The 23,623-nt window shown below is 71.7% G+C and carries 16 protein-coding genes; 8 read left to right on the forward strand and 8 right to left on the reverse strand.

Annotated features, from left to right (window positions below; translation table 11 throughout):
• Positions 1-43: 43 nt before the first annotated feature.
• The gene (locus ACFZDK_RS48345; RefSeq protein ID WP_390983751.1) at positions 44-6,778 is read left to right on the forward strand and encodes a glycoside hydrolase domain-containing protein; all 6,735 of its coding nucleotides are present in this window, start codon (positions 44-46) and stop codon (positions 6,776-6,778) included.
• Positions 6,779-6,947: 169 nt separating this feature from the next.
• On the opposite strand, the gene ACFZDK_RS48350 is transcribed toward ACFZDK_RS48345, so the two are convergent.
• From ACFZDK_RS48350 to ACFZDK_RS48370, 5 genes are all read right to left on the reverse strand, one after another.
• The gene (locus ACFZDK_RS48350; protein WP_390983637.1) at positions 6,948-8,030 is read right to left on the reverse strand and encodes a hypothetical protein; all 1,083 of its coding nucleotides are present in this window, start codon (positions 8,028-8,030) and stop codon (positions 6,948-6,950) included.
• 165 nt (positions 8,031-8,195) lie between these two features.
• A complete protein-coding gene (locus tag ACFZDK_RS48355; RefSeq protein WP_390983640.1) occupies positions 8,196-8,564 on the reverse strand; it encodes a hypothetical protein in 369 nt (122 codons plus the stop codon).
• A gap of 287 nt (positions 8,565-8,851) precedes the next feature.
• Complete coding sequence (locus tag ACFZDK_RS48360; RefSeq protein ID WP_390983643.1) at positions 8,852-9,106, reverse strand: Smr/MutS family protein; 255 nt, start codon at positions 9,104-9,106, stop codon at positions 8,852-8,854.
• A gap of 137 nt (positions 9,107-9,243) precedes the next feature.
• The gene (locus tag ACFZDK_RS48365) at positions 9,244-10,026 is read right to left on the reverse strand and encodes a peptidoglycan-binding protein (protein ID WP_390983645.1); all 783 of its coding nucleotides are present in this window, start codon (positions 10,024-10,026) and stop codon (positions 9,244-9,246) included.
• A 70-nt stretch (positions 10,027-10,096) separates the two neighbouring features.
• Positions 10,097-11,086, reverse strand: a complete 990-nt coding sequence (locus tag ACFZDK_RS48370) for a helix-turn-helix domain-containing protein (RefSeq protein ID WP_390983753.1) — start codon at positions 11,084-11,086, stop codon at positions 10,097-10,099.
• 324 nt (positions 11,087-11,410) lie between these two features.
• Between ACFZDK_RS48370 and ACFZDK_RS48375 the strand changes: the two genes are divergently transcribed.
• The gene (locus tag ACFZDK_RS48375; RefSeq protein WP_390983756.1) at positions 11,411-12,052 is read left to right on the forward strand and encodes an NAD(P)-binding domain-containing protein; all 642 of its coding nucleotides are present in this window, start codon (positions 11,411-11,413) and stop codon (positions 12,050-12,052) included.
• Positions 12,053-12,299: 247 nt separating this feature from the next.
• Here the strand turns inward: ACFZDK_RS48375 and ACFZDK_RS48380 are convergent, their stop codons facing one another.
• Positions 12,300-13,880: a DUF2867 domain-containing protein gene (locus ACFZDK_RS48380; protein WP_390983648.1), complete on the reverse strand. Its 1,581-nt coding sequence runs from the start codon at positions 13,878-13,880 to the stop codon at positions 12,300-12,302.
• A 394-nt stretch (positions 13,881-14,274) separates the two neighbouring features.
• On the opposite strand from ACFZDK_RS48380, the gene ACFZDK_RS48385 reads away from it, so the two are divergent.
• Positions 14,275-15,444: an MFS transporter gene (locus tag ACFZDK_RS48385; protein WP_390983651.1), complete on the forward strand. Its 1,170-nt coding sequence runs from the start codon at positions 14,275-14,277 to the stop codon at positions 15,442-15,444.
• 41 nt (positions 15,445-15,485) lie between these two features.
• Here ACFZDK_RS48385 and ACFZDK_RS48390 read toward each other — a convergent pair whose 3' ends face one another.
• Positions 15,486-17,231, reverse strand: a complete 1,746-nt coding sequence (locus ACFZDK_RS48390) for an alpha/beta-hydrolase family protein (protein ID WP_390983654.1) — start codon at positions 17,229-17,231, stop codon at positions 15,486-15,488.
• Positions 17,232-17,379: 148 nt separating this feature from the next.
• Here ACFZDK_RS48390 and ACFZDK_RS48395 point away from each other — a divergent pair, with 148 nt between their 5' ends.
• Genes ACFZDK_RS48395 through ACFZDK_RS48410 form a run of 4 tightly spaced genes read left to right on the forward strand, consistent with a single transcriptional unit; the run spans position 17,380 to position 21,573 of the window.
• Complete coding sequence (locus tag ACFZDK_RS48395; protein WP_390983657.1) at positions 17,380-18,810, forward strand: basic amino acid/polyamine antiporter; 1,431 nt, start codon at positions 17,380-17,382, stop codon at positions 18,808-18,810.
• 46 nt (positions 18,811-18,856) lie between these two features.
• Complete coding sequence (locus ACFZDK_RS48400; protein WP_390983759.1) at positions 18,857-20,092, forward strand: arginine deiminase; 1,236 nt, start codon at positions 18,857-18,859, stop codon at positions 20,090-20,092.
• 16 nt (positions 20,093-20,108) lie between these two features.
• Entirely contained in the window at positions 20,109-20,813 is a 705-nt protein-coding gene (locus tag ACFZDK_RS48405; RefSeq protein WP_390983660.1) for a type II CAAX prenyl endopeptidase Rce1 family protein, read from the forward strand.
• A gap of 25 nt (positions 20,814-20,838) precedes the next feature.
• Positions 20,839-21,573: a maleylpyruvate isomerase family mycothiol-dependent enzyme gene (locus tag ACFZDK_RS48410; RefSeq protein ID WP_390983663.1), complete on the forward strand. Its 735-nt coding sequence runs from the start codon at positions 20,839-20,841 to the stop codon at positions 21,571-21,573.
• Between the two features lie 63 nt (positions 21,574-21,636).
• Here ACFZDK_RS48410 and ACFZDK_RS48415 read toward each other — a convergent pair whose 3' ends face one another.
• Positions 21,637-22,038, reverse strand: coding sequence for a MarR family transcriptional regulator (locus ACFZDK_RS48415; protein WP_390983666.1), 402 nt, complete (start codon positions 22,036-22,038; stop codon positions 21,637-21,639).
• An 84-nt stretch (positions 22,039-22,122) separates the two neighbouring features.
• Here ACFZDK_RS48415 and ACFZDK_RS48420 point away from each other — a divergent pair, with 84 nt between their 5' ends.
• Positions 22,123-23,598: an MFS transporter gene (locus ACFZDK_RS48420; RefSeq protein ID WP_390983669.1), complete on the forward strand. Its 1,476-nt coding sequence runs from the start codon at positions 22,123-22,125 to the stop codon at positions 23,596-23,598.
• Positions 23,599-23,623: the final 25 nt, after the last annotated feature.

Here is a 23,623-nt window from a genome sequence, read left to right on the forward strand (position 1 = left end):
CCGCCGACGAGGCCGAGCGCCCCTGCGGACGGCGATCGCCGCGCTGCTCGCCGGGGCGCTCGGCGTCGCCCTGCTGTCCGGGGCCGGTACGGCCGCGGCGGTGCCCCTGGCCGCGACGTCCGCGGGTGCGTCCGCGGGGACGTCCGCCGACACGGACTACACGGCGCTCGTCGATCCGTTCGTGTCGACCGGCGGTGACGACGGCAACGATCTGCCGGGTGCCGAGGCGCCCCACAGTCTGGCCAAGGTCAACCCGCTGACCACGCCGGACCGCAACCACTCGGGGTACGACTACGACGAGGACCACATCGCCGGGTTCACCGCGACGGACCTCGACGGCGTCGGCGGCTCGGGAGGCGGCGGCGACCTGCTCGTCGTACCGACGTCCGTGAAGTACGACAGCCGCCCCGGCGCCGGCAGCTACGCGCATCCGTACCGCCACGACGACGAGACCGCGACGCCCGGCTCCTACCGGGTGGGGCTCGGGGCCCTCGCCGGAACCGGCTCGGCGGTGACGCAGGGCTCCGGGACGATCGACGCCGAGATGACCGCGACGACGCGCACGGCGCTCGAACGGTACCGCTTCCCGGCCGGCTCGGACCCCGAACTCGTCCTCGACCTCGCGAACAACTTCACCAGCCGCACCCGCGCGACCGTGAAGGCGACCACGCTCCCGGACGGCACCACCTCGATCACCGGTCTCGTCGCGGGGTCGTTCAACGGCGCCGCCTACCGGCTGTACTACGCCGCCACCACGAACGTCCCCGTGACCTCCCTGCGGAGCTGGGGCGACGACGGCAGGTTGAGCGACGCGAGCACGCAGGACGGCGCCGACACCGGCGCGGTCCTCGGCTTCGACAAGTCCGCCGGGGACGACATCGAGCTGCGCGTCACGCTGTCGCCGATCAGCGCCGAACAGGCCGCGACCGACCAGCGCAACGAGGTGGGCGACCTCACCTTCGACCAGGCGCGGGCACAGACGAAGGCGGCCTGGAACAGCACGCTCGGCGCCGTCGCCGTGAAGTCCTCCGCGACGTCCGACCCCGACTCGACGCTCACCAAGGAGTTCTACACGCACCTCTACCGCATGTACGCGCTGCCGGTGAACGCCACCAGCACCAGCGGCACGTACCGGGGCGTGGACGGAGCGGTGCACAGGGCCAACGGCTGGACGTACTACGACGGTTGGTCCACGTGGGACGACTTCCGCAAGTACTCCGTCGAGGCCTATATCGACCCGGACACCTACCGGGACCTGGTGCAGTCGCTGATCGTGCTGTTCGCCGACGCGCACACCTCGGGGAAGAGCCTCGGCAGCCTCGCCCATTCGGTGCCGACCGTGCGCTGGGAGCGCTCGGCCGTGGTGATCGCCGACGCCCTGTCGAAGGGCTACCGGAACTTCGACCGGCTCGACGAGGCGTACCCGGCGCTCAGGTCGTACACCGGCTACTACACGGGGACGCAGCTGCGGCAGGGCTACATCGCGGGCGCTCCCGGTACGACCGTCCAGCGCGGCTACGACCAGTGGGCGCTCTCCGTCGTCGCGGGCGCGCTCGGCAGGGACGCGGACGCGAGGAAGCTGCGCACCCAGTCGACCATGGCGATCGACCACCTGGTGAAGTCGGGTGCCTGGACCGCGGCCGACGGCACCGAGGTCGGTCTGCTCACCCCGCGCGCCACGGGCGGCGACTGGCAGAGCGCCGACTACGAGAAGTTCGAGGCGGCGGGCCTCTACCAGGGCACGCTCTGGCAGTACCACTGGTACGACGCCTACGACATGGGCGGCCTCATCCGGGCCATGGGCGGCGCGAAGGCCGGCAGGGCCGCGGTGGAGCACATGTTCGGCGAGGACTCCGCCGACGACGACGGCTCGACCATGCTGCACTCCAACGCCAACGAGATCGACCTCCAGGCCCCCTACCTCTTCAACTACGTGGGCGAGCCGAGCCTGACGCAGAAGTGGGTGCGGGCCATCTACACCGGCCCGACCTGGAACCGCTACATCGCGACCGGCTCCACGAACGAAGCCCCCAGCTCCGGCGGCGAGTTCACCCCGCCGGTCCGCACCCGGGTCTACCGGCTCTCCCCGCACGGCTTCCTGCCGACCATGGACAACGACGCCGGCACCATGTCGACCATGTTCGTCGCCGCCGCCCTGGGGCTGTTCCCGGTCACCGCCGGCTCCAGCCAGTTCCAGATCGGCAGCCCGTTCTTCGACTCCACGACGATCACCTACGCCAACGGCAGCACGTTCACGGTGAAGGCCGACGGGGTGTCGCCGAGCGACTACTACGTGCAGAGCGCGACCCTCAACGGCTCGCGTTTCACGAACACTTGGCTGGACTACTCGCAGATCGTCGCCGGCGGGACCCTGGACTTCACGATGGGCTCCAAGCCCTCCGCCTGGGGCGCCCACACCGAGCCCGCGTACTCGCTGAACACCGACTCGGGCGACACGGGCACCGGCGGCCCGGGCAGCGGCACGACCGTTGTCTCCGCCCGTCCGGGCACCGTCGCCACCGCCACGGACGGCACCGTCGACGGGAGCGTGCGGCTCACCCTGTCGTCCGGACCGGCGGCGTTCGCCGCGAAGAAGGGGACCAGCCTGACCGCGACCGGGGCGGCGACCGTGACCGGCCTGCCGGACGGTGTCACGGCGGACCTCCGCGTCACCGGCGCGCGCACGGCGGCACTGTGGCTCACCGGTACCACGGACGTCGACGCGCGCTTCGGCATCACGTTCCGCGACGCGGCCTTCGCCCGTGGAGTACCGGCCGCGACGGTGCACGGCACCGGGATCTCCCCGACCGACCCGCTCCGCGTCTCCGCCGCCGCGGTGCAGCGCAAGGCCCTCGCCGCCCTCGTCGACCAGGCGTCCCTGGTACGCGACGGCCACTACTCCGACGGCTCCCTCAGCGTGTTCCGGTCGGCACTCGAACGCGCGCGGACCGTCCTCGCGGACCCCGCCTCCGCGACGGCCACGCTGATGGCCGCGCGGGACGCGCTCCGGTCCGCCGCCGACGCGCTCACCATCGACGAGGGCGGCTACGCCGTCCTGCAGGCCGAGGACCCCGACCAGAAGGAGGGCCCCAGCCTCAAGAGCGAGGCGTACTACTCGGACGGCGACCTCGGCGGTGTGACCGAGCGTTCGTGGGAGCGGTTCGCCAAGCTCGACTTCGGCGGGGTCGCCCCGCGCAGCATCTCGGTGCGCTACGCCAACGCGCAGGCGACGACGGCGGCACCGAGCAGCGTCGACATCCACGCGGGCGCCGCCGACGGCCCCGTCGTCGCCACCGTCCCGCTCCCCGGAACCGGCGGCTGGCAGTACTACACCACCGTGCAGGCGGCCGTCACCGACCCGGACGCCCTGCTGGCGGCCGCCGGCGCGACCTTCGTGTTCCACGCCCCGTCCGGGCAGCAGTGGGTGTCGAACTTCGACTGGTACCGGTTCTCGCCGTACGAGGTCCCCTCGTCCTCCTCGACCACGCTCGCCACCCTGACCGCCGCGAACACCACCACGACCGGCGGCGGTTCCCTCCCGCTCAACCTCGCGAACGGCATCTTCGAGAACACCACGAACGGCTCCTGGGCCGAGTGGCGGGGCACCGGCCTCGGTGCCGGCGCGGACACCGTCACGGTCAGCTACGACAAGCCGCAGTCACGCGCGGCCTCCGACTCGCACATCGAACTGCACCTCGGTTCGAAGGACGGCGCGAAGAGCGTCGACATCCCGCTCGCCTACACCGGTTCGGGCTGGGGCACCCTCGCCACCACGACCGTGCGGCTCGACCCCGGCGTCTTCACCGGCGTCCAGGACGTGTACGCCGACTTCGTCTCCGGCACCCAGTCCACCTCCCAGCCCTACGTGGCCAACGTCTACTCGCTGACCCTGACGCGGGACGCCGACGCCCCGGTGGCCTTCGACGCAACGGCGTTCACCTCGAACAGCGGCGGCGGCCTCAAGAGCGAGACGGCCGGCTGGAGCGGCGCGGGCTCCGCCACCGACCTGGGTGGCACCTACGACGGAGCCTGGCTGGACTACGGGGACATCGACTTCGGCAGCTCGCCCAAGAACACCGTCACCCTCACCTACGTCAACAACTCCGCGCGCTGCGGCACCGGTTCGGCCGTCCAGCTCTACCTGGACTCCTTCGACGCGGCGAACCCGGGCACACCGTACGCGGCCGTCCCGCTGCCGGTCACCGGATCCGCGTGGTCCTCGGGCGGGACGACCAGCCTGACCCTGCCGAAGGCGATCACCGGCACCCACGCCGTCCACCTGCGGCTGACGACGACCGCCGACTCCTCGCATCCGTACGTCGCGAACCTGGGCCGCATCACCTTCAGCCACGCCGACACGCCCGCCGGCACCGACACGACCGCCCTCCGGAAGGCGATCGACCGGTACGCGCCACTCTCCGACGACGCGGACCGGTACGACACCATCGACTTCGCGGTCTACCTGCGCGAACTCGCCGCCGCTCGCGCCCTGGTCGGCGCGGACACCGCGACCCAGCCAGAAGTCGACGCCCGGACCCGCAGCCTCACCCTCGCCGCCGGCCAGCTGACCCCGCTCCCGAGGCTGAAGCTGGAGGACCTGGTCACAACCGCCTCGTCGCTCACCAGGGCGCGCTACACCGACGCGTCGTGGCTGGCGTTCACGGACGCGCTCGCCGAGGCGAGGACCGCGCTCGCGGACGACTCGGCGACGGACGAGACCCTCACCACCCGCTACGACGCCCTCGACCACGCCCGCTCCGCGCTCGCCACGAAGCCGAAGACGGTACCGGCCGCGCCCGACGCCGTGTCGGCGACCCCGTCCGGCACCGGCGTGACGGTCGCCTGGTCCGCGCCCGAGGACGACGGCGGCTCGCCGGTCACCGGCTACGAGATCACCCTCGGCCACGGCCACCAGGTCGAGGTCCACGATCCGGAGAGCCGCAGCACGGTCTTCACCCGGCTGCCGTCCGGCAGGTCGTACTCGGCCCGCGTCCGCGCGGTGAACGCGGTCGGCACCTCGGCCCCGAGCGCCGCCACCGCCCCCGTGGTCACCGGGGGCAGCACTCCGCAGGCGCCGACCGTGACGGGGGTGACCACCGACGGCAGGCGGGTCCGGGTGACCTGGCAGGCGGCCGTCGACGGCGGATTCCCGCTCATCGGCTACACCGTGACCCTCGACGACGGCACCACCGCGCACCTCCCCGCCACCGCGGACACCGCGCTCGTCGTCACCAGGAGCAAGGCGAAGGCGCACACGGCCACGGTCACCGCGCTCACCCTGGCCGGATCCTCGGCCACCCCCACCACCACCTCGTCCGCGGCCTCTCCCACCGACCCGGCGACGTACGACCCGTCCCCCTTCCCGGACGGCACACTCGACGCGGACTACACGTCGGACAGGTGGCCGGCGACCGGCGACGGAACCGACTACTTCAATGATCTCCTCAGCGGGATCGACGACCTCGGCTCCGGCGTCCTCGGCACCAACACCCGGATCGCCGACGGCACTTCGCCGACCGCCGAGAACGACGAGATCGCCGTGTCCATCAACAACGCGGCGACGCAGAAGGAGGTCGACCGGGCCGAGGTGGACGCCACGAACAGCGCCACGCTCACGATGGCCGACGGCCTCGGTTCCCGGCTCGGCCAGATCTACCTCGACGCCCTCCACGCCAACCGACTCCCCAAGACCAGCGCGCTGTTCTCCCGTGTCACGCAGGGCCTCGACTCCCACGACGCGGCGAAGGACCACTACGGCTATCTGCGCCCGTACGTGCGGCTCGGATTCGTCGGCGACGGCGGTGACATCTACGAGTCGCAGGACGGCTCGTACACCGGCCTCGCCACCAGCGGCTCGTACCCGAGCGGCCACACCTACGGCGGCTACGAGGCCGGGACGATCCTCGCCACGCTGCTGCCGGAGCTGGCGCCGTCGATCCTCGCGCGCACCTCGGAGTACGGGAACAACCGCATCGTGCTCGGCTTCCACTACCCGCTCGACGTGATGGGCGGCCGCATCACCGGTCAGGCCACCGTGGCGCACCGGTGGGCGGACCCCGACTTCGCGGCCTTGCTGACGCAGGCCCACACCGAGATCGAGAACGTGCTGCTCGCGCAGTGCGAGAAGGAGGGGTACGGCGACACGCTCACGGCCTGCGAAGGCACCCCCTACGACGGCCTGAGCACGGCACAGGACGTCGACCTCTACACCCGGCGCCTCACCTACGGGTTCTCCCAGGTCGGCAAGGCCGGGCAGACCCTGCGGACACCGTCCGACGCGGCGGCGCTCCTGATCACGGCCTTCCCCGACCTCACCGCCGAGCAGCGCACGGAGATCCTGGAGCAGACCGCGACGGACTCCGGGTACCCGCTCGACCTCACCGCGGACGGCGCGGCGAGCTGGCAGCGGATCAACCTGGCCGCGGCGATGGCGGCGGACGTGGTCGTGGGCGCCGACGGTTCCGTCACGGTGACCAACTTCCCGGACGCCACGCAGGCCGGCGTCGCCGACGCCCGGGCGATCACCGTGGGAGGCATCGCGATCGACGGCTTCGATCCGGACGTCACCACCTACGTCGTCGACTGGCCGAAGAACGCCCGGATCCCGGCCGTCACCGCCGTACCGGCCCGCCCCGGCGCGCGGGTGAAGGTCACCGACGGCAGTTCCGTCCTCTCCTCGACCGGCTCCCGCCTCACGACCCGCACCATCAGGGTGACCTCACCCAACGGTTCGACCACCCGGACCTACACGGTGGGCTTCCAGCACGCGGGCCGCTGACGTCACCGCCGTGGCCTGTCCGGGGTGGAGTACGACGGACAGGCCACGAGAGCCCTCCGCCACCTGGGCGGCGCGCCGGCCGATTCCGGCGGCGTGGCCCCGAACGAGCCGCAACGCGGACCACAGCCCCACCGCGGTCGCCCGCCTCGACCCGCGAGGCTTCGCTCTCCTACGCCACCGTGTGCGGCACCCAGACGGCGGCGTGGAACGGGCCGTTGGCGGAGACCGGGTCGGCGGGCGGAAGTGCCGCGCTGCCTGCGACGACGCCGTGGCGGTCGACCTGCGTCGCGGCGGAGTTGAGGCCGCCCAGGGAAGCCAGGTAGGTGAAGTCGCCGTTGTCGGCGCGGGCGACGAAGGCGAAGGAGTTGGGGGCGAAGTTGTCGCCGACCATGACGTTCCCTGCGATCTGCTTGACCTCGGTGACGCCGCGCCCGGAGCCGACCACGGCACTCGTGTGCGTGACGAGGTCGTACGTCGAGGAGAGCAGGCTGTCGCCGCCGACGACCGTGTTCCCGCTGACCAACTGCGCGATCAGGAAGTGGGACCCCAGGTCCGTGCGGATGCCGGTGCGGAGGTCGTAGGCGTATCCGGTGAGGCCGTTGCCGGCGGTTCGGGACTGACCGACCACGATGGGACCGCTGATGTCGTTGGCGGTGCCGGCGCTTCCGCCGAGGGTGCCGAGGTCGGTCATCGTCCGGGTGCGCAGGTCGTAGGCGAACCCGTGCGTGGTGCCGGCCGGCGTGTCCGGCAGAGCGGAACTGCCCACGACGACCGCGCCGCTGACGGCCGCCGCGGTGCTGTCGCCCGACGGGCCGGCGAGGCTGCCGAGATCGGTCATGGTCCGGGTACGCAGGCTGTACGCGAACGCGTGCGTGACCGCGTCACCGGAGAGCGACGACGTCCCCACCACGGTGTCCCCGTCCAGGCCGGTGACGTGGGTGCTGCGGCCGCCGAGCGTGCCGATGTCGACGAGCCGCCGGGTCCGGAGGTCGTAGGCGAATCCATGGACCGGACCGTCGGCGGCGAGGTCCGACTCTCCGACAACGTACTTCCCCGCCACACCGGTCGCCCGGCTGGAGTCCCCCAACGTGCCCAGATCGGTCATCACGTGCCTGCGCAGGTCGTACGCGAAGGCGTGTTCGGCGGCGTCACCGCTCGTCTGTGAACTCCAGACGACCGTGCTGCCGTCGATGGCGGTCGCCTCGCTACGGGCACCGCCCAGAGTGCCGAGGTCCTGCACGGTGTACTCCACGGACCCCACCGCAGACCCGGCCGACGAGGCGTCAGCTCCGTACGCCGGACCGGCGCCCACGGCGAGCAGGCCCGCGCCGACCAGAATCCAGGCACGTAAATGCAGTCATCTAAGCACAATCCCCCCTGAAACCATCTATCGAAGCCATCGGCCTTCACTTGTACATCAGTTCCGATCGACCACACAGGGAGCGTTCAGCCACAAACCGAGCAGACGGCGCACGCGGTTGATCGGCTGTGTTCGGCCGGATCTCTCGCGGGGTTCCGCGAGTTCGCGGGTGACTCGGACGGTGATCGGGTTGCAGCTGTCCCGCGCCCGTTCGTACGCCTCGGTCGCCTCGGGGAAACGGCGACCCTCGCGGCAGGTGTCCGCCAACTTCACCAACGCGTGTCGTACTGCTTCTTGAAGTTCGGCGACCGCAGCATTCCGATGCCCGGCCTGACTCAGTATCACGGCGCGTTCGCGCCGGTAGTCCCAGGTGGTCGGATGGTTCGCGCCCAGATCGGCGCTCGACTCGATGACCGTCTGCTCCATCAGGGCCAGTGCCTCGACGGCTCGTCCGTTCGCCGCACCAGCCTGTGCCAGCGGAGACCGAGCCCAAGTTGTCGGCCGGCCCGGCCCCAGGACAAGGTCAGGGGGAGCACGGCCGACAGCCTGCTCACTGTCTCGGTCGCGCGGTGAATCTTGCTGGTCAGACCGCCCCGAAAGCGTTCCGGCTCGGCGGCCTTCAGCCGAACGTGACGCTGCTTGTGCGGTTGCCCTGTGGTGGCCGGCAGCCCGGACCGGGGCGCCTCGACGCCCGGGCCGATGCGGGAGAGGGCTCAGGGGCGTGGCGCGAAGTGGACCAGGATCCGGCCCGTGTTCGCCGTGTCGATTTCCACGCGGTCGTACAGCTTTCTGATGTGCTTCTGACCGAGGAACGCGAGGACGCGCCCCTTGAGCTGCCCAGTGCCCTTTCCGTGAATGATCTGCACGACGGGCTCGCCCGTGCTTTTCGCCTGGAAGACGATCTGCCGCAGCGAGAGCTCGATGTCGCGGTTGTTCCGGAAGACCGGGTGCAAATCCAATGTCAGCAAGGTGCTACCTCCCGCTGCCGCCACCTGTGACGACCCCGTCCGAGTGTGTCATGCGCCCGAGTCCCAGGCTCCGAGAACGGGATGGGGTGGACGGAGTCGGTGCCGCGCGAACACGGGATTCGCGCGGCACCGGATTCTCAGAAGCGGCCCGCGTTGAGTGCCCTCTGAAGCCCTTGCGTGGTCTTACTCCCCCAGTCCCCGTCCTGGGTGACACCGACATGCGCCTGCAGAGCCTTGATCGTCTGCGGACCGATCTGCCCGTCGACGGGCACATGGAGGTGGCTCTGGAGAGCCTTCTTGGTAATCGGCCCGAACCCGCCGTCGGGGGTCACGCCCAGCACCCACTGGAGCGCCTTGACGGTCAGCGGTCCGAACCCGCCGTCCACGGCGAGCGGGCAGTACGGGTTGTGGTTCGAGGACGGCGGGGTCGGCGTGCCGGTGCCGCCGCCGGGCAGCCGGAGATAGGTGAGGGGCTTGTCGTGCGAGTTCGCCTCGTCCTGCACCGTGGTCCGCAGCGGCCCCTTCTCCTGGCCGTGGGACACGCACAGCGCCCCCAGCCCCTTGGCCGCGCTCTCGATGAGGATCACCACGTGCTCACCCCCGCCGGGGCCGAAGACCACGAAGTCACCGGGCTGGGTCTCGGCCGCGGTGATGTGCTCGCAGTGGTCGAGCATCGTGCCGGTGTAGCCCTGCCCATCGAACCCCGAGCCGTTCGGGTCCCCGGCCCCACTCCACTTCGCCATGAGCGTGGCGAAGCCGGAGCAGTCGGTCGTGAAGGGGAGGTGGTGCACGGCTATGTCGATGGGCATGGGCCGGGTCTCCAAGTAGTGGATGTCGGCCTCGTGCTGGACCCCCCAGAGACAGTTGCTCACCATCGCCTGACGGACCTGTGCCGTGGTTGCCTGAGCGGTTGTACTCATCCTGCACTCCTGTTCGTGAACCTGTTGGACACGGTGTCAGTGCGCAGGGGGTGACGTCGTTGGCGCAGGGTCACCTGTTCATTGACGCTGCGTCCACTGCCGTGCCGAGGGACTGGCGGCGGTAGTCGCCCGGGGGCATGCCGTGCGCGGCGCGGAAGGCGCGGTTGAAGTCGGCGGCGTGGGGGAAGCCCCAGCGCGCGCCGAGGGCGTGCACCGGGTGGTGGCGCAGCCGCGGGTCGGCGAGGTCGGCCCGGGCGCGCTCGATGCGCAGATGCCGTATCCAGGCGGCGACGGTCCGTTCGCGGGGCTGGAAGAGCCGGTGCAGATAGCCGAGGGATATGTGGTGGTGGGCGGCGATCGTCGCGGGGGTCAACTCCGGGTCGGCGAGGTTGAGTTCGACGAACGTCTCGATCCGCGCGAGCAGCGCCTGCCGACGGGTCTCCGGGGTCAGCCGGTCCTCGGCCTCGATGTACGAGGCCAGGGTCGCGGCGGCCAGGTCGAGGGCCACCTCGCCCAGCCGCGCGGCCTCGCGGTCGCCGACCTCGCCGCGCCCGACGGCCCCGGCGACGCCGACGATGTAGCGGGCGAAAACAGCACTCATCCCGGCGCCGCCGGAGATCCCTTGCGCGAGCAACGGGTTCAGCCGCTCCGGGCGCAACGGCAGTGTGGACTTGGGCAGTTGCAGCATCACCATCTCGCCGCGGCCCGTCCCGGGCAGGGCGCGGGTGTCCATGGGCTGGGAGGTGTCGTGGAGCAGCAGGTTCCCCGGGCGCAGCCGGGACTCGTTGTCCCGCTGGGCGATGTACAGGTCGTTCGCCAGTAGGAGGCTGAGCCCGTACCGCTCGGGGTCCGAGCGGCGCACCAGGACCGAGGAGCGCACGGATCTCAGCTCGGGGTAGTCGATTGTCGTCAACAGGACGGGGCCCAGCTCCGCCACCGTCACCACGGACCGGAAGTCGTCGGCGTGCGGGCTGCTGACCATCGACGGCACGATGTCCTGGGCCATCTGCTCGCACCACCACGGAAACCGGTCGGCGGCCGGCAGGTCTTCACTGCGCATCGTCACGATCACGTGCTGTCCTCCCCCGGAAAGTCAACGAAATCAGGACAGCACAGCAGATTCAACGCACCGTCATGGAAGCCCCAAACGGCTCCTTCGCCCTCGCAACCACCGGGTCAACTTGCCGTCGTCTTACGTCCCGGAGGTGACCCGGATCGCACACCTGCGCGGGATGACGCGGGCGCCGGAGCAGACCCTGGGATGCCCGCAGTGATCCTCTGGGTGATCCCGAGTAACTCCACGCGGCCGGCCAGGACGGACGCGACGACTGCCATGGCGGTGATTGCTGTGCCCTCGCGCGTAGCCCTTGTCGACGTCGGCCGTATGGGGACGCCTCTGTGCGGACGCCTCGTCTCGGCGGGCCACACGGTGACCGCCTTCGATGTACGTCCCGAACGGGAAGAACCGGCGCGCTCGTTGGGCGCCGACCGGGCGCCGTCCGCCGCGACGGCCGCGGCCGGGGCGGACGTGCTGGCCACCCCCGGGGCGGTTTGGATAGACATGACGAGCAACGCCCCAGCGGTTGCGGAGGTGTTGCGGGCGCGCGCGGCCGCCCATGGCGTCGATGTCCTCGAAGCGCCGCTCGGCGGAAGCCCGGACGATGCCGAACACGGGCACCTCAGGCTGTTCGTGGGCGGTTCTCCCGAAGTCCTCGACCGGTGCAGGCCACTGCTGGAGGCCGTGACTGCCTCGGACCGGATCAGTCACATGGGCGGCCCGGGAACCGGCTACACGACGAAACTCCTCATCAACCTCCTCTGGTTCGGGCAGGCAACGGCGACCGCCGAGGCCCTTCCGCTGGGACGCCGAGCGGGCATCGACCTCGCGGCCCCGCGACACGCTGGCCGACAGCGCGGCCGGGAGCGACTTCATCCGCAGGGACCTGTCGGCCCTGTTCGCCGGGGACTACCTGCCTTCTTACGGACTCGACCGCATCCACGACCAGCTCGAGGTCATCACGGGTGAGGCCCGCGACCTCGGCACCCCGCACGAACTGGCCGACGCAGTGCTGCACCTCCACCGGCGGGCCCTGGAGCGCTTCGGACCTGTGAACGGCGAACTCCTCGCCGTGGCCCTCCTGGAGGAAATCGCCGGCACCCTGCCGCGCCCTGGAACGATCGCGAGAACAGTCGCAGCGGCCCGGTGGCGAAGGCCCCGTGCCCGAGCTCCTCACCGCCGGAGACGGACGAAACCGCCGAGGGGTGTGTCGGTTTCAGCTTCCCGCCGGGGGACGGCGGCGGTCGGTAGGAACGGCGCTGTCGTGCGCGGCCGGGGTGGGTCCGGATGTGCCGCCGGGTCCGGCCGCATCGCTCGGCCGAGGGCCGGTGCCCCGCCTGCGCGTGCGTTCGGCGGCGCGGACGATGTTGCGGGCCATGCCGCCGAAGACGACCGCGTGAAACGGCGACACACTCCACCAGTAGAGCTGGCCGAGCAGTCCGTGCGGGTGGAACAGGGCCCGCTGCCGGTAGCGGGCACCGCCGGCCCTCTCCTCGTCGACACGCATCTCCAGCCAGGCCAGGCCGGGCAGCCGCATCTCGGCGCGCAGCCGCAGCAGCCGCCCCCGTTCGATCTCCTCCACCCGCCAGAAGTCCAGCGAGTCACCGACCCGCAGCCGCCGCGCGTCACGTCGGCCCCGGTGCAGGCCCACGCCGCCGACGAGGCGGTCGAGCCAGCCGCGCACCGCCCAGGCCAGTGGGAAGGAATACCAGCCGTTCTCGCCGCCGATGCTCTCGACCACATCCCACAGCGCGTCGGGAGCCACATCGGCGTGGCGTTCGCGCACGTCGGTGTAGAGGCTGCCACCGGCCCACTCCGGGTCGGTGGGCAGCGGGCCGCTGGGAGCGCCCGGCACGGAGGCGGAGGACCAGCGGGTGTCGACCTGGGCGTCCCGCACGCGCTGCAACGCGAGGGCGACGGCGCGGTCGAAACCGACCGGGTGGCCCGGCGGGCTGGGCGCGTACCGCTCGATGTCCCGTTCCCGGCACACCACCTCGTGGCGCAGCGACTCGGTGAGCGGTCGGGCGATGGAGGCCGGTACGGGTGTCACCAGGCCGACCCACTGGCTGGACAGGCCGGGCGTGAGCACCGGCACGGGCACGATGAGCCGCCGGGGCAGCCCCGCGACGGCGGCGTACCGGTGCATCATCTCGACGTAGGTGAGCACCTCGGGGCCGCCGATGTCGAAGGTGCGGCTGACGTCGGGCGGCAGGCCGGCGCACCCCACCAGGACGCGCAGCACGTCCCGTACAGCGATCGGCTGGATGCGGGTGCGCACCCAGCGGGGCGTGACCATGACCGGGAGCCGCTCGGTGAGGTAGCGCAGCATTTCGAAGCTGGCCGAGCCGGAACCGATGATGACGGCGGCCCGCAGGACGGCCGTCGGCACGCCCGAGCCGAGGAGGATACGGCCCACTTCGGCGCGGGAGCGCAGGTGCGGCGACAGTTCCCGCTCGGGCACGCCGGCCGGGGTCAGCCCGCCCAGATAGATCAGCCGGCCGACGCCGGCCCTGCGGGCCTGCTCGCCGAAGACCTGGGCCGCCTGCCGGTCGGTCCGTTCGAAGCCGCGGCCGGCGCCGAGTGCGTGCACCAGGTAGTAGGCGACATCGACGCCCGCCATCGCCGCCGCCACCGAGCCCGCGTCGGTGACATCGCCCTGGACGACCTCCACCCGCCCGAACCACGGATGGTCACGCAGCTTCTGGGGCGTGCGTACCAGGCAGCGCACCCGGTACCCGGCATCCAGCAGCTCCGGCACCAGCCGCCCGCCGATGTAGCCGCTGGCACCGGTCACCAAGCAGGTCCTCGGACGCCCGGCAGGGGCTGCGCTCCCGTTCGCCGTCGCCCCGGCCGTCTCGTCCGCCACGCGAACCGCCTCAGTCGTCGTCCCTGGACCCCCGCACCCCCGACACCTCTACGGTGCCGCCCACCCGGCCGGGTACGCCGGGCGACTGCGGCATCCGGGTGACACAGGGCTCTCGGGGGTCGACGACCCTGTTGGAGTGGAGCTCTGAGCCTTCACCGCGGTCCAGGACCCTGGCGCCGTCCCCGGTACGCAGAGGGGAAGACAGCGGTTGCCGTCGTCCGGACCTGCGGAGATCCAGCCTCTCGACGACACCCTTGTCCGGCCGCCACCGCTCACCTAGCCTGAATTTGTGCCGCTAATAAACAAATCCCGTTCGCACACCGTCGTGCCGGGAAGCCCCCTCGCCCTCACCCGCCTCCGGATCGCGATCACCGCGTTCTTCGCCATGGACGGCTTCGTCTTCGCGGGCTGGGTGGTCCGGATCCCCGACATCAAGCACCAGACCCACGCCTCGGTCGGCGCACTGGGGCTGGCCCTGCTCGGCGTCTCGACCGGTGCGGTGATCACCATGACGCTCACGGGCCGGCTGTGCCGCCGGTACGGAAGCCACCGCGTGACGGTGGCCTGCGCGGCCCTGCTCGCCCTGAGCGTCGCCCTGCCGCCCCTCACCCACTCGGTACTGGCACTCGGCGCAGTCCTGCTCGTCTTCGGCGCCGCCTACGGCAGCCTGAACGTCGCCTTCAACAGCGCCGCCGTCGACCTGGTCGCCGCCCTTCGCCGCCCGATCATGCCGAGCTTCCACGCGGCCTTCAGCCTCGGCGGCATGATCGGCGCCGGACTGGGAGGCCTGGTCGCCGGTTCCCTCTCCCCCACCCGGCACCTGCTCGCCCTCACCGTGATCGGCCTGCTGGTCACGGCCGTCGCCGGCCGTACCCTGCTCCGGTACGACGCCCAGGTCCCGCACACCGAGGAGCGCCCCGGCACCGCGCCACGCCGGCTGGACGCGCGGACCCGCCGGCTGGTTCTCGTCTTCGGCCTGATCGCCCTGTGCACGGCGTACGGCGAGGGGGCGATGGCCGACTGGGGCGCGCTCCATCTCCGCCAGGACCTGGGCGCGTCCGCGGGTCTCGCCGCGGCCGGTTACACGTGTTTCGCCCTGGCCATGACCGTGGGCCGGGCGAGCGGCACCAGGCTGCTGGAGCGGCTCGGAAGGTCCCGCACGGTGATCTTCGGCGGCAGCACGGCGGCGGCCGGAATGCTGCTCGGCTCTCTCGCGCCCTGGGTGTGGGCGACGCTGCTCGGCTTCGCGATCACGGGGCTGGGCCTGGCCAACCTGTTTCCGGTGGCCGTGGAACGGGCGGGGGCGCTGGCCGGTCCTTCGGGTGTGGCGACCGCGTCCACCCTGGGCTACGGCGGCATGCTGCTGGGACCGCCGGCCATCGGCTTCCTGGCGGACTGGACGTCCCTGCCGACGGCGCTGACGAGCGTCGCGGTGCTGGCGGCGGTGGCCACCCTGATCGGCGTGGCCACCCGGATGGGCACGACGACCGGGTGACGAGCGGACCGGACGGGCACAACCGCCGGGTGACAGGCGGGTCAGTCCAGCAGCCCCGGCTCCCGCACCGACTCCAGCAACCCGGCCAACCGCACCGTGTCGGCCCCGCTCCACCCCGGCGGCCGCGTGATCTCCGCCCAGGCACTCGTCGGCATGGTCCCGTACCGGTGCCCGAACCCGTCCGGCACGCTGTCCGCCCCGGCGAGGTCGCACGCCACCTGCCAGGACGTCAGCAGCGGATACCAGCGCATCGCGGGTGAGACGTCCCGGGCGCGGGGCCGGTCCAGCCAGTCCGGCCGGTGCAGGGCGAGGGCGGGCGACCACCAGACCACCGGGTCGGAACCGTTCTGGAGGTAGACCGCCCTCGGCTCTCCCCAGGGCGCGTCCGGGATGCCGTAGTCCGCCGGCACCTGCGCGAACCGCACGTGCGCCCCGTCCGCGACCACCGGCCGCCACTCGGGGCTGCCCGGCCGGCGTTCCGCGGTGACCGTCCGCCACAGCGGGTTGTCGTAGGTCGGCCCGACGAACAGCGCGCCGCCGGTCTCGGAGATCAGCCTGGACGGTGAACCCCCGAGGGCGGACTCCATCGAGAAGGAGCCGAGGCTCTCGCCGTAGACGAGGAGCCGGGGGCGAGAGTCGGCGGGGAGGGTCCGCCACTTGGCGTAGACGGCGTCGAAGAGGGCGCGGCCGGTGTCGGCGGCCTCGTCCTCGGTGAGCGCGGAGACCCAGCTGGGCAGGTAGGAGTACTGCATGGCGACCTCGGCGGTGTCGCCGCCCCACATGTACTCCAGGGGTTTGCTGCCCTGGTCGTTGATCCAGCCGGTGCCGGTCGTGCCCATGACGGCGAGGATCTTGCGGGAGAAGCCGCCGGTGCGTTCGAGTTCGCGTACGGCGAGGGTGGCGCGTTCGTCGAGGGTGTCGGCGGAGCGCAGGCCGACGTAGACCCGTACCGGATCCACCGCCGGCTTGCCGGTGAAGGCGGCGATGTCGGCGCGGGTGGTGGCCGTACCGACGAAGTCGCGGCCCTTGGCGCCCAGGGTGTCCCAGTGCGCGTCGGATTCGGGGCTGCCGGAGAGGGACGGCAGGCCGGGCTGGTGGACGCCCTCGGTGGTGCCCTGGTCGGCGAGGGACGCGGCGCTCTCGATCGCGTCCAGCGCTCCGCGCAGCAGGAAGCCCTGGACGACTCCGACGATCACGAAGGCGGCCAGGGCCACCCCGGTGGCGTAGGCGACGGGGCGCGGGACGAGGGCGTCGAAGGCGTGGGCGACGACGCGGGTGCCGAGCCGTACCGTACGCGCGGCCAGGAGCAGCAGCGCCGCGACGAGGGCGGCCACGACCGGGACGAGGGCCCACTGCCACCAGACCAGGTGCGGGGGCAGGGTGACCACCTGGCGGACCTCGTCCTCCCAGCGGACGCTCCAGGCGGTGACGGTGACGACCGCGGCGGCGCCGAGCCCGCCCAGGGCGGCCCAGAGGGTCCGGCGCAGGCGCGGGCGGATCCGGAAGCCGGCCCAGCGGAGCAGCAGCCGGACCACTGTCTCCCCCACCGTGCCGACGGCGTAGCCCACGGCCGCCGAGACGCCGGCCGCGAGTCCCTGCAGCCACCAGGCACGGGGCAGGAGGGACGGGGTGAGGGACAGGCAGTAGCAGAGGACGGCCACCGCGATCCCGCCCCAGCAGGGCCGCCGCCGGACCACCCGGTCGGGGCCCGCGTGCCGGCGCAGCCGGGCCGCCAGCCGGCGGGTCCGGTCCTTCGTACGCTTCAGAGCCCTGCCCGCACCACTCACTTGGCCACCTCGGGACCACGATCGGCCACCGCACCGGCCGCCGCATCCGGACGGTCCTTCAGGAGCACGCGTCCGGACGGCCCCTCAGGGGCACTCTCCCGCGTGGCAAAAGGTGCAGAGCGGTACCGGGTATCCCATCGTGGTGGGCATGGCCCAGGCCCAGACGACCGAGAGTCCGCGCTCCACGCCGCCTGCGGTCAAGCTGACGCTGCCCACGCTGACCGCGATGGTGGTCGGCTCGATGGTCGGCGCCGGCGTGTTCTCGCTGCCACGCCGGTTCGCGGAGGAGACCGGGGTCGCGGGCGCGCTGATCGCCTGGGTGATCGCGGGCGCGGGGATGCTGATGCTGGCCCTGGTCTTCCAGGCGCTGGCGCTGCGCAGGCCGGATCTGGACGCCGGTGTGTACGCCTACGCGAAGGCGGGGTTCGGCGAATACCTGGGTTTCTTCTCGGCGTTCGGTTATTGGGCAAGCGCCTGCGTCGGGAACGTCACCTACTGGGTGCTGATCATGTCCACGGTGGGCGCGGTGTGGCCGGCGCTCGGCGAGGGCGACACCGTGCCCGCGGCGGCCCTGTCGACGGTCGGGCTCTGGGCCTTCTTCCTGCTGATCCGGCGGGGCGTGAAGGAAGCCGCGACGGTCAACCGGATCGTCACGGTCGCGAAGGTCGTCCCGATCCTGGTCTTCGTGATCCTGGCCCTTTTCTACTTCAAGGCGGACGTGTTCGCCGCCAACTTCCACGGCGCCTCCTACGCGGGCTCCCTCTTCGACCAGGCCCGCGGGACCATGCTGGCCACGGTGTTCGTCTTCCTCGGCGTCGAGGGAGCCAGCGTCTGCTCCCGGCACGCCAAGCGGCGCGCGGACGTGGGCCGGGCCACCCTGCTCGGTTTCCTCAGCGTCTTCTGTGTCTTCGCGTCCGTGACGATCGTGTCGTACGGCATCATGCCGATGGCCGAGATCGCCGAGCTGCGCCAGCCCTCCATGGCCGGGGTGCTGGAGCACGCGGTCGGCACCTGGGGGCAGGTCTTCGTCAGCGTGGGGCTGATCGTCTCGGTGCTCGGGGCGTATCTGGCGTGGACGCTGATGGCCGCCGAGGTGCTGTTCGTGGCAGCCAAGGACGACGACATGCCGCGGTTCCTGCGCCGGGCGACCGCCGCGGACGTGCCCGAACCGGCGCTGCTGATGACCACACTGCTGTCCCAGGTGGTGCTGATCGTCACGCTGTTCTCGGACGACGCCTTCGACTTCGCCCTGGATCTGACCAGCGCGCTGTCGCTGATCCCGTACCTGCTGGCGGCGGCCTTCGCCGCGCGGATCGCCGGGCCCGCGCGGCGCCGGGGAGAGCTGGTGGTGGGCCTGCTCGCCACGGTGTACACGGCGTTCCTGGTCTACGCGGCGGGCCCGAAGTACCTCCTGGTCTCGTTCATCGTCTACGCCCCGGCGACCGTGCTGTTCGTGATGGCCCGCCGGGAGCAGGGCAGGCGGCTGTTCTCGCCGCGTGAACTCGTCGTCCTGGCCGTGTCGGTCGCCGGGGCGGTGGTCGGGATCCTCGCCCTGGCGCTCGGCTGGATCAGCCTGTGAGTCCCCCGGAGGGTGCACCGTGAGCAGTGAAGTCCCCACAAGTCAGATGGCGTTCGGCGTCCACTCCGAGGTGGGCAGACTGCGCAGGGTGCTGGTCTGCGCGCCGGGGCTCGCGCACAGCAGGCTCACCCCGACCAACTCCGACGATCTGCTCTTCGACGACGTGATGTGGGTGGAGAACGCCCAGCGCGACCACGCCGACTTCGTGAACAAGCTGCGCGAACGGGACGTGGACGTGGTCGAGTTGCACGATCTGCTGGCACAGACCATGACGATCCCGGCGGCCCGGGACTGGCTGCTCGACCGGAAGATCGTCGCCAACCAGGTGGGGCTCGGGCTGATCGACTCCACACGTGCCTTTCTGGAGACCCTCGAACCGGCCCAGCTGGCCCGGTACCTGATCGGCGGCCTGTCCACCGTCGACCTGCCCGACGAGTACCGCACCGATTACCTCGCCCTCGCCCGGGAGTCCACCGGCGTCCGCGAGTACCTGATGCCGCCGCTGCCCAACACCCTCTACACCCGGGACACCACGTGCTGGCTCTACGGCGGGCTCACCCTCAACCCGCTGTACTGGCCGGCCCGGCACGACGAGACCCTCCTGATGAAGGCGGTGTACACCTTCCATCCCGGCTACAAGGACGCCACGGTGTGGTGGGGCGACCCCGAACTCGACTGGGGGCAGGCGACGTTCGAGGGCGGCGACATCATGCCCGTCGGGGCCGGCGTGGTCCTGATGGGCATGAGCGAGCGCACCTCGCGGCAGGCGATCACCCAGGTGGCCAAGGCCCTGTTCGACCAGGGTGCGGCCGAGCATGTCGTCGTTGCCGGGATGCCGAAGCTGCGGTCCGCGATGCATCTCGACACGGTGTTCACCTTCGCCGACCGCGACCTGGTCACCCTCTATCCGGCCATCATGGACGGGGTGCACACCTTCTCGCTGCGGCCGGGCGACAGGGCGCCCGGTGTCGAGCTGACCGACGAGGGCTCGACCCCGTTCGTGGACGTGGTCGCCAAGGCGCTGGGGCTGCCGAGGCTGCGGGTCGTGGAGACCGGCGGTGACGTCTACGCCTCCGAGCGGCAGCAGTGGGACAGCGGCAACAACGCGGTGGCGCTGGAGCCGGGCGTGGTCTTCACCTACGACCGCAACACCCAGACCAACACCCTGCTGCGCAAGGCGGGCGTGGAGGTCATCACCATCGTCGGCGCCGAACTGGGCCGGGGGCGCGGCGGCGGGCACTGCATGACCTGCCCGCTGCTGCGCGACCCGGTCGAGTTCTGACCCCCGGGGCCCGGAGATGCCGGTCCCCCGGCTGCCGACCCGCACGGCCCTGGCGGCGGTGGTCGTCGTGCTGGTGCTGGCCAACCTGCTCAACAACCGCTGGGCCGGGTCCTGGATCCTGCTCACCGCGGTCGTCGCCTCGGCGGTCCTGGTGGCGCTGCTGTTCTGGGCCGGGGGCAGCTGGGCCGAGCTGGGGCTGGGCCGGAACTCCCTCGCGGAAGGGGTGCGTTGGGCCGGTGCCCTGATCGGGATCGTCGCGGCCGTCTATCTCTGCGGGGCCCTGCTGCCGGTCACCCGCGAGTTGTTCAGCGACCGGCGGACGGACGCGCTGAGCGGCTCGGAGATCGCGTTCAAGGCGCTGGTCGCGGTGCCCGTGGGGACCGTACTGCTGGAGGAGATCGCCTTCCGCGGCGTCCTGTTCGCCCTGCTGTGCCGGCTGCGTACGGCGACGACGGCCGCCGTCCTGTCGTCCCTGCTGTTCGGGCTCTGGCACATCCTGCCCTCACTGAACCTCGGCAAGGAGAAGCCGACGCTGGGTTCGCTCTTCGGGCACTCGGTCGCCGGGGCGGTCCTGGTGGATGTCGGCGCCGTGCTGTTCACGGCCGTGGCGGGCTGTCTGCTGTGCTGGCTGCGCGATCGCAGCGGCTCGCTGCTGGCGCCGATGGCCCTGCACTGGGCGGTGAACGGGCTGGGCTACGCGGTGGGCTTCCTGCTCCGCTAGGCCGTGCGTCCGGCAGACTCGCGGCATGGAGACTGCCGATTTTCTTGAGATCCTGGACCGGGAGGGCCGGTCGCTGGGCGCCGCCGCCCTGGAGGCGGGGCTCGACGCCGAGGTGCCGACCTGCCCGGGCTGGCGGGTGCGCGACCTGCTGCGGCACACGGGCACCGTCCACCGGTGGGCCGCCGGGATCGTCGCCGACGCCACGACCGCACCCCACCCCTTCCCGGACCCGCCCGCCCTCGACGGCACCGAACTGACCAGCTGGTACCGGGACGGCCATCGCCGGCTCGTCGACACCCTGGGCAGCGCACCGCGGAACCTGACCTGCTGGACCTTCCACCCCGCCCCCGTCCCCTCGCCCCTGGCCTTCTGGCTCCGCCGGCAGGCCCATGAGACGACCGTCCACCGGTACGACGCCGAGGCCGCACGAGGCGGTCCGGCGTCCCCGATCACCACGGACTTCGCGGTGGACGGCATCGACGAACTGCTGCGCGGCTTCCACGCCCGCTCCCGCAGCCGGCTGCGCACCGAGGACCCGAAGGTGGTGCGGGTGCGCGCCCTGGACGCGGACGCGGTGTGGACCGTACGGCTGTCACCGCAGCCGCCCGTGACCGAGCCCGGCACCTCCTCCGAGGCGACCGCCGAACTGGCGGGACCCGCCGACGAGTTGTACCTGGCGCTGTGGAACCGGGTGCCGGTGCCGAAGGCGACCGGCGATCTGGAGCTCATCCACCTGTGGCGGACGAGCTCCGGGATCTGACCAACTCCGGTGTCAAGCCACTCGGTTCAGTCCGCCCAGCCGTCAACAGGCAGGCGACCGGGGTCAGTTCGCCTCGGCGGCCAGCATCCGGGTCAGTACCGCGCGCTGCACCGGCAGCACCTCGCCGTGCAGCGCGCGCCCCTTCCCGGTGAGCGCCACCCGCACGCCCCGCCGGTCCTCCGGGCACATGGCCCGCTCGACCAGGCCGTCCTTCTCCAGCCGGGCGATCAGCCGGGACAGCGCGCTCTGGCTGAGGTGCACCCGCTCGGCGATCTCCTGGACGCGGTAGCTGCAGCCGCCGTCCGTCGGCGCGGCGGCGGAGAGCAGATCGAGGACCTCGAAGTCACTGCCGCACAGGCCGTGGCCGTGCAGGGCGCGGTCGAGCTCACACTGGGTGCGGGCGTGCAGAGCCAGAATGTCCCGCCACTGCTCCACGAGCGCCTGCCCGGGCTTCTTCGCCGCCATCCCCGCACCGTAGCAGAGAATCGAGATTGTTGCATCGTAATTAAATGCGTTTGCATTCGATGCATGTGCATGTAGTGTCGCTCCATGACCTCTCCGCTCACCGCCCCCGCTCCAGAGGGGCGCTGGACTCCCCGCCTCTGGGGCACCCTGCTGGTGCTCTGCGCCGCGATGTTCCTGGACGCCCTCGATGTGTCGATGGTCGGCGTCGCCCTGCCGTCGATCGGCTCCGACCTGCACCTTTCCACGTCGACCCTGCAGTGGATCGTCAGCGGCTACATCCTCGGATACGGCGGCCTGCTGCTGCTCGGCGGCCGCACCGCCGACCTGCTCGGCCGGCGCCAGGTGTTCCTCGTGGCCCTCGGCGTCTTCGCGCTCGCCTCGCTGCTCGGCGGCCTGGTCGACTCCGGCCCGCTGCTGATCGCCAGCCGCTTCATCAAGGGCCTGAGCGCGGCCTTCACCGCCCCCGCCGGCCTGTCGATCATCACCACCACGTTCCCGGAGGGCCCGCTGCGCAACCGCGCCCTCTCCATCTACACCACCTGCGCGGCCACCGGCTTCTCCATGGGCCTGGTGCTGTCCGGTCTGCTCACCGAGGCCAGCTGGCGCTTCACCATGCTGCTGCCCGCCCCCATCGCGCTGATCGCACTCGTCGCCGGCCTCCGGCTGCTGCCCCGCAGCTCCCGCGAACGCGACCACAACGGCTACGACATTCCCGGCGCGGTCCTCGGCACCGCCTCCATGCTGCTCCTGGTGTTCACGGTCGTGGAGGCCCCGCAGGTCGGCTGGGCCTCGGCCCGCACCCTGCTGTCCTTCCTCGCGGTCGCCGTCCTGCTGACCGTCTTCGTCCAGGTCGAACGCCGCTCCCCCGGCCCGCTCATCCGGCTCGGCGTGCTGCGTTCGGGCAGCCAGATCCGCGCCCAGCTCGGCGCGGTCGCCTTCTTCGGCTCGTACGTCGGCTTCCAGTTCCTGACCACCCTGTACATGCAGTCCGTGCTCGGCTGGTCGGCACTGCACACCGCGCTGGCCTTCCTGCCGGCGGGCGCGCTGGTGGCGGTGTCGTCGACCAAGGTCGGCGCGATCGTGGACCGCTTCGGCACACCGCGGCTGATCGCCGCCGGCTTCGCCTTCATGGCGCTGGGCTACGCCCTGTTCCTGCGCGTCGACCTGGACCCGGTCTACGCGGCCGTGATCCTGCCGTCGATGCTGCTGATCGGCGCCGCCTGCGCCCTGGTCTTCCCCTCCCTCAACATCCAGGCCACCAACGGCGTCGACGACCACGAGCAGGGCATGGTCTCCGGACTGCTCAACACCTCGGTGCAGGTGGGCGGCGCGATCTTCCTGGCGATCGTGACCGCCGTGGTCACCGCCGGCGCCTCCGACCGGGCGACCCCGCAGGCGGTGCTCGACAGCTACCGTCCCGGCTTCGTGGTCGTCACGATCGTGGCCCTCGCCGGTCTGCTGATCACCCTTACCGGGCTGCGCACCCGGACCCCGCGGCAGAGCGTCGTGATCGCCAAGTCCACCTCCCTGGAGGCGGAGCGCGTGTCCGTGCGCGACTGAACGGGGACGCCTCCGGCAGGCGCCC

Origin of the sequence: Streptomyces sp. NPDC007901, from assembly GCF_042959465.1 — a bacterium.
Classification (GTDB): Bacteria; Actinomycetota; Actinomycetes; order Streptomycetales; family Streptomycetaceae; genus Streptomyces.

Excerpts from the sequence above, each read along its gene's own strand:
- ACFZDK_RS48375 (WP_390983756.1), top strand. The coding sequence starts at position 11,411 with ATGGGGACGCCTCTGTGCGGACGCCTCGTCTCGGCGGGCCACACGGTG.
- ACFZDK_RS48400 (WP_390983759.1), top strand. The coding sequence starts at position 18,857 with ATGGCGTTCGGCGTCCACTCCGAGGTGGGCAGACTGCGCAGGGTGCTG.
- ACFZDK_RS48405 (WP_390983660.1), top strand. The coding sequence starts at position 20,109 with ATGCCGGTCCCCCGGCTGCCGACCCGCACGGCCCTGGCGGCGGTGGTC.
- ACFZDK_RS48410 (WP_390983663.1), top strand. The coding sequence starts at position 20,839 with ATGGAGACTGCCGATTTTCTTGAGATCCTGGACCGGGAGGGCCGGTCG.
- ACFZDK_RS48420 (WP_390983669.1), top strand. The coding sequence starts at position 22,123 with ATGACCTCTCCGCTCACCGCCCCCGCTCCAGAGGGGCGCTGGACTCCC.
- ACFZDK_RS48395 (WP_390983657.1), top strand. The coding sequence starts at position 17,380 with ATGGCCCAGGCCCAGACGACCGAGAGTCCGCGCTCCACGCCGCCTGCG.
- ACFZDK_RS48365 (WP_390983645.1), bottom strand. The coding sequence starts at position 10,026 with ATGAGTACAACCGCTCAGGCAACCACGGCACAGGTCCGTCAGGCGATG.
- ACFZDK_RS48370 (WP_390983753.1), bottom strand. The coding sequence starts at position 11,086 with ATGCGCAGTGAAGACCTGCCGGCCGCCGACCGGTTTCCGTGGTGGTGC.
- ACFZDK_RS48355 (WP_390983640.1), bottom strand. The coding sequence starts at position 8,564 with ATGGAGCAGACGGTCATCGAGTCGAGCGCCGATCTGGGCGCGAACCAT.
- ACFZDK_RS48415 (WP_390983666.1), bottom strand. The coding sequence starts at position 22,038 with ATGGCGGCGAAGAAGCCCGGGCAGGCGCTCGTGGAGCAGTGGCGGGAC.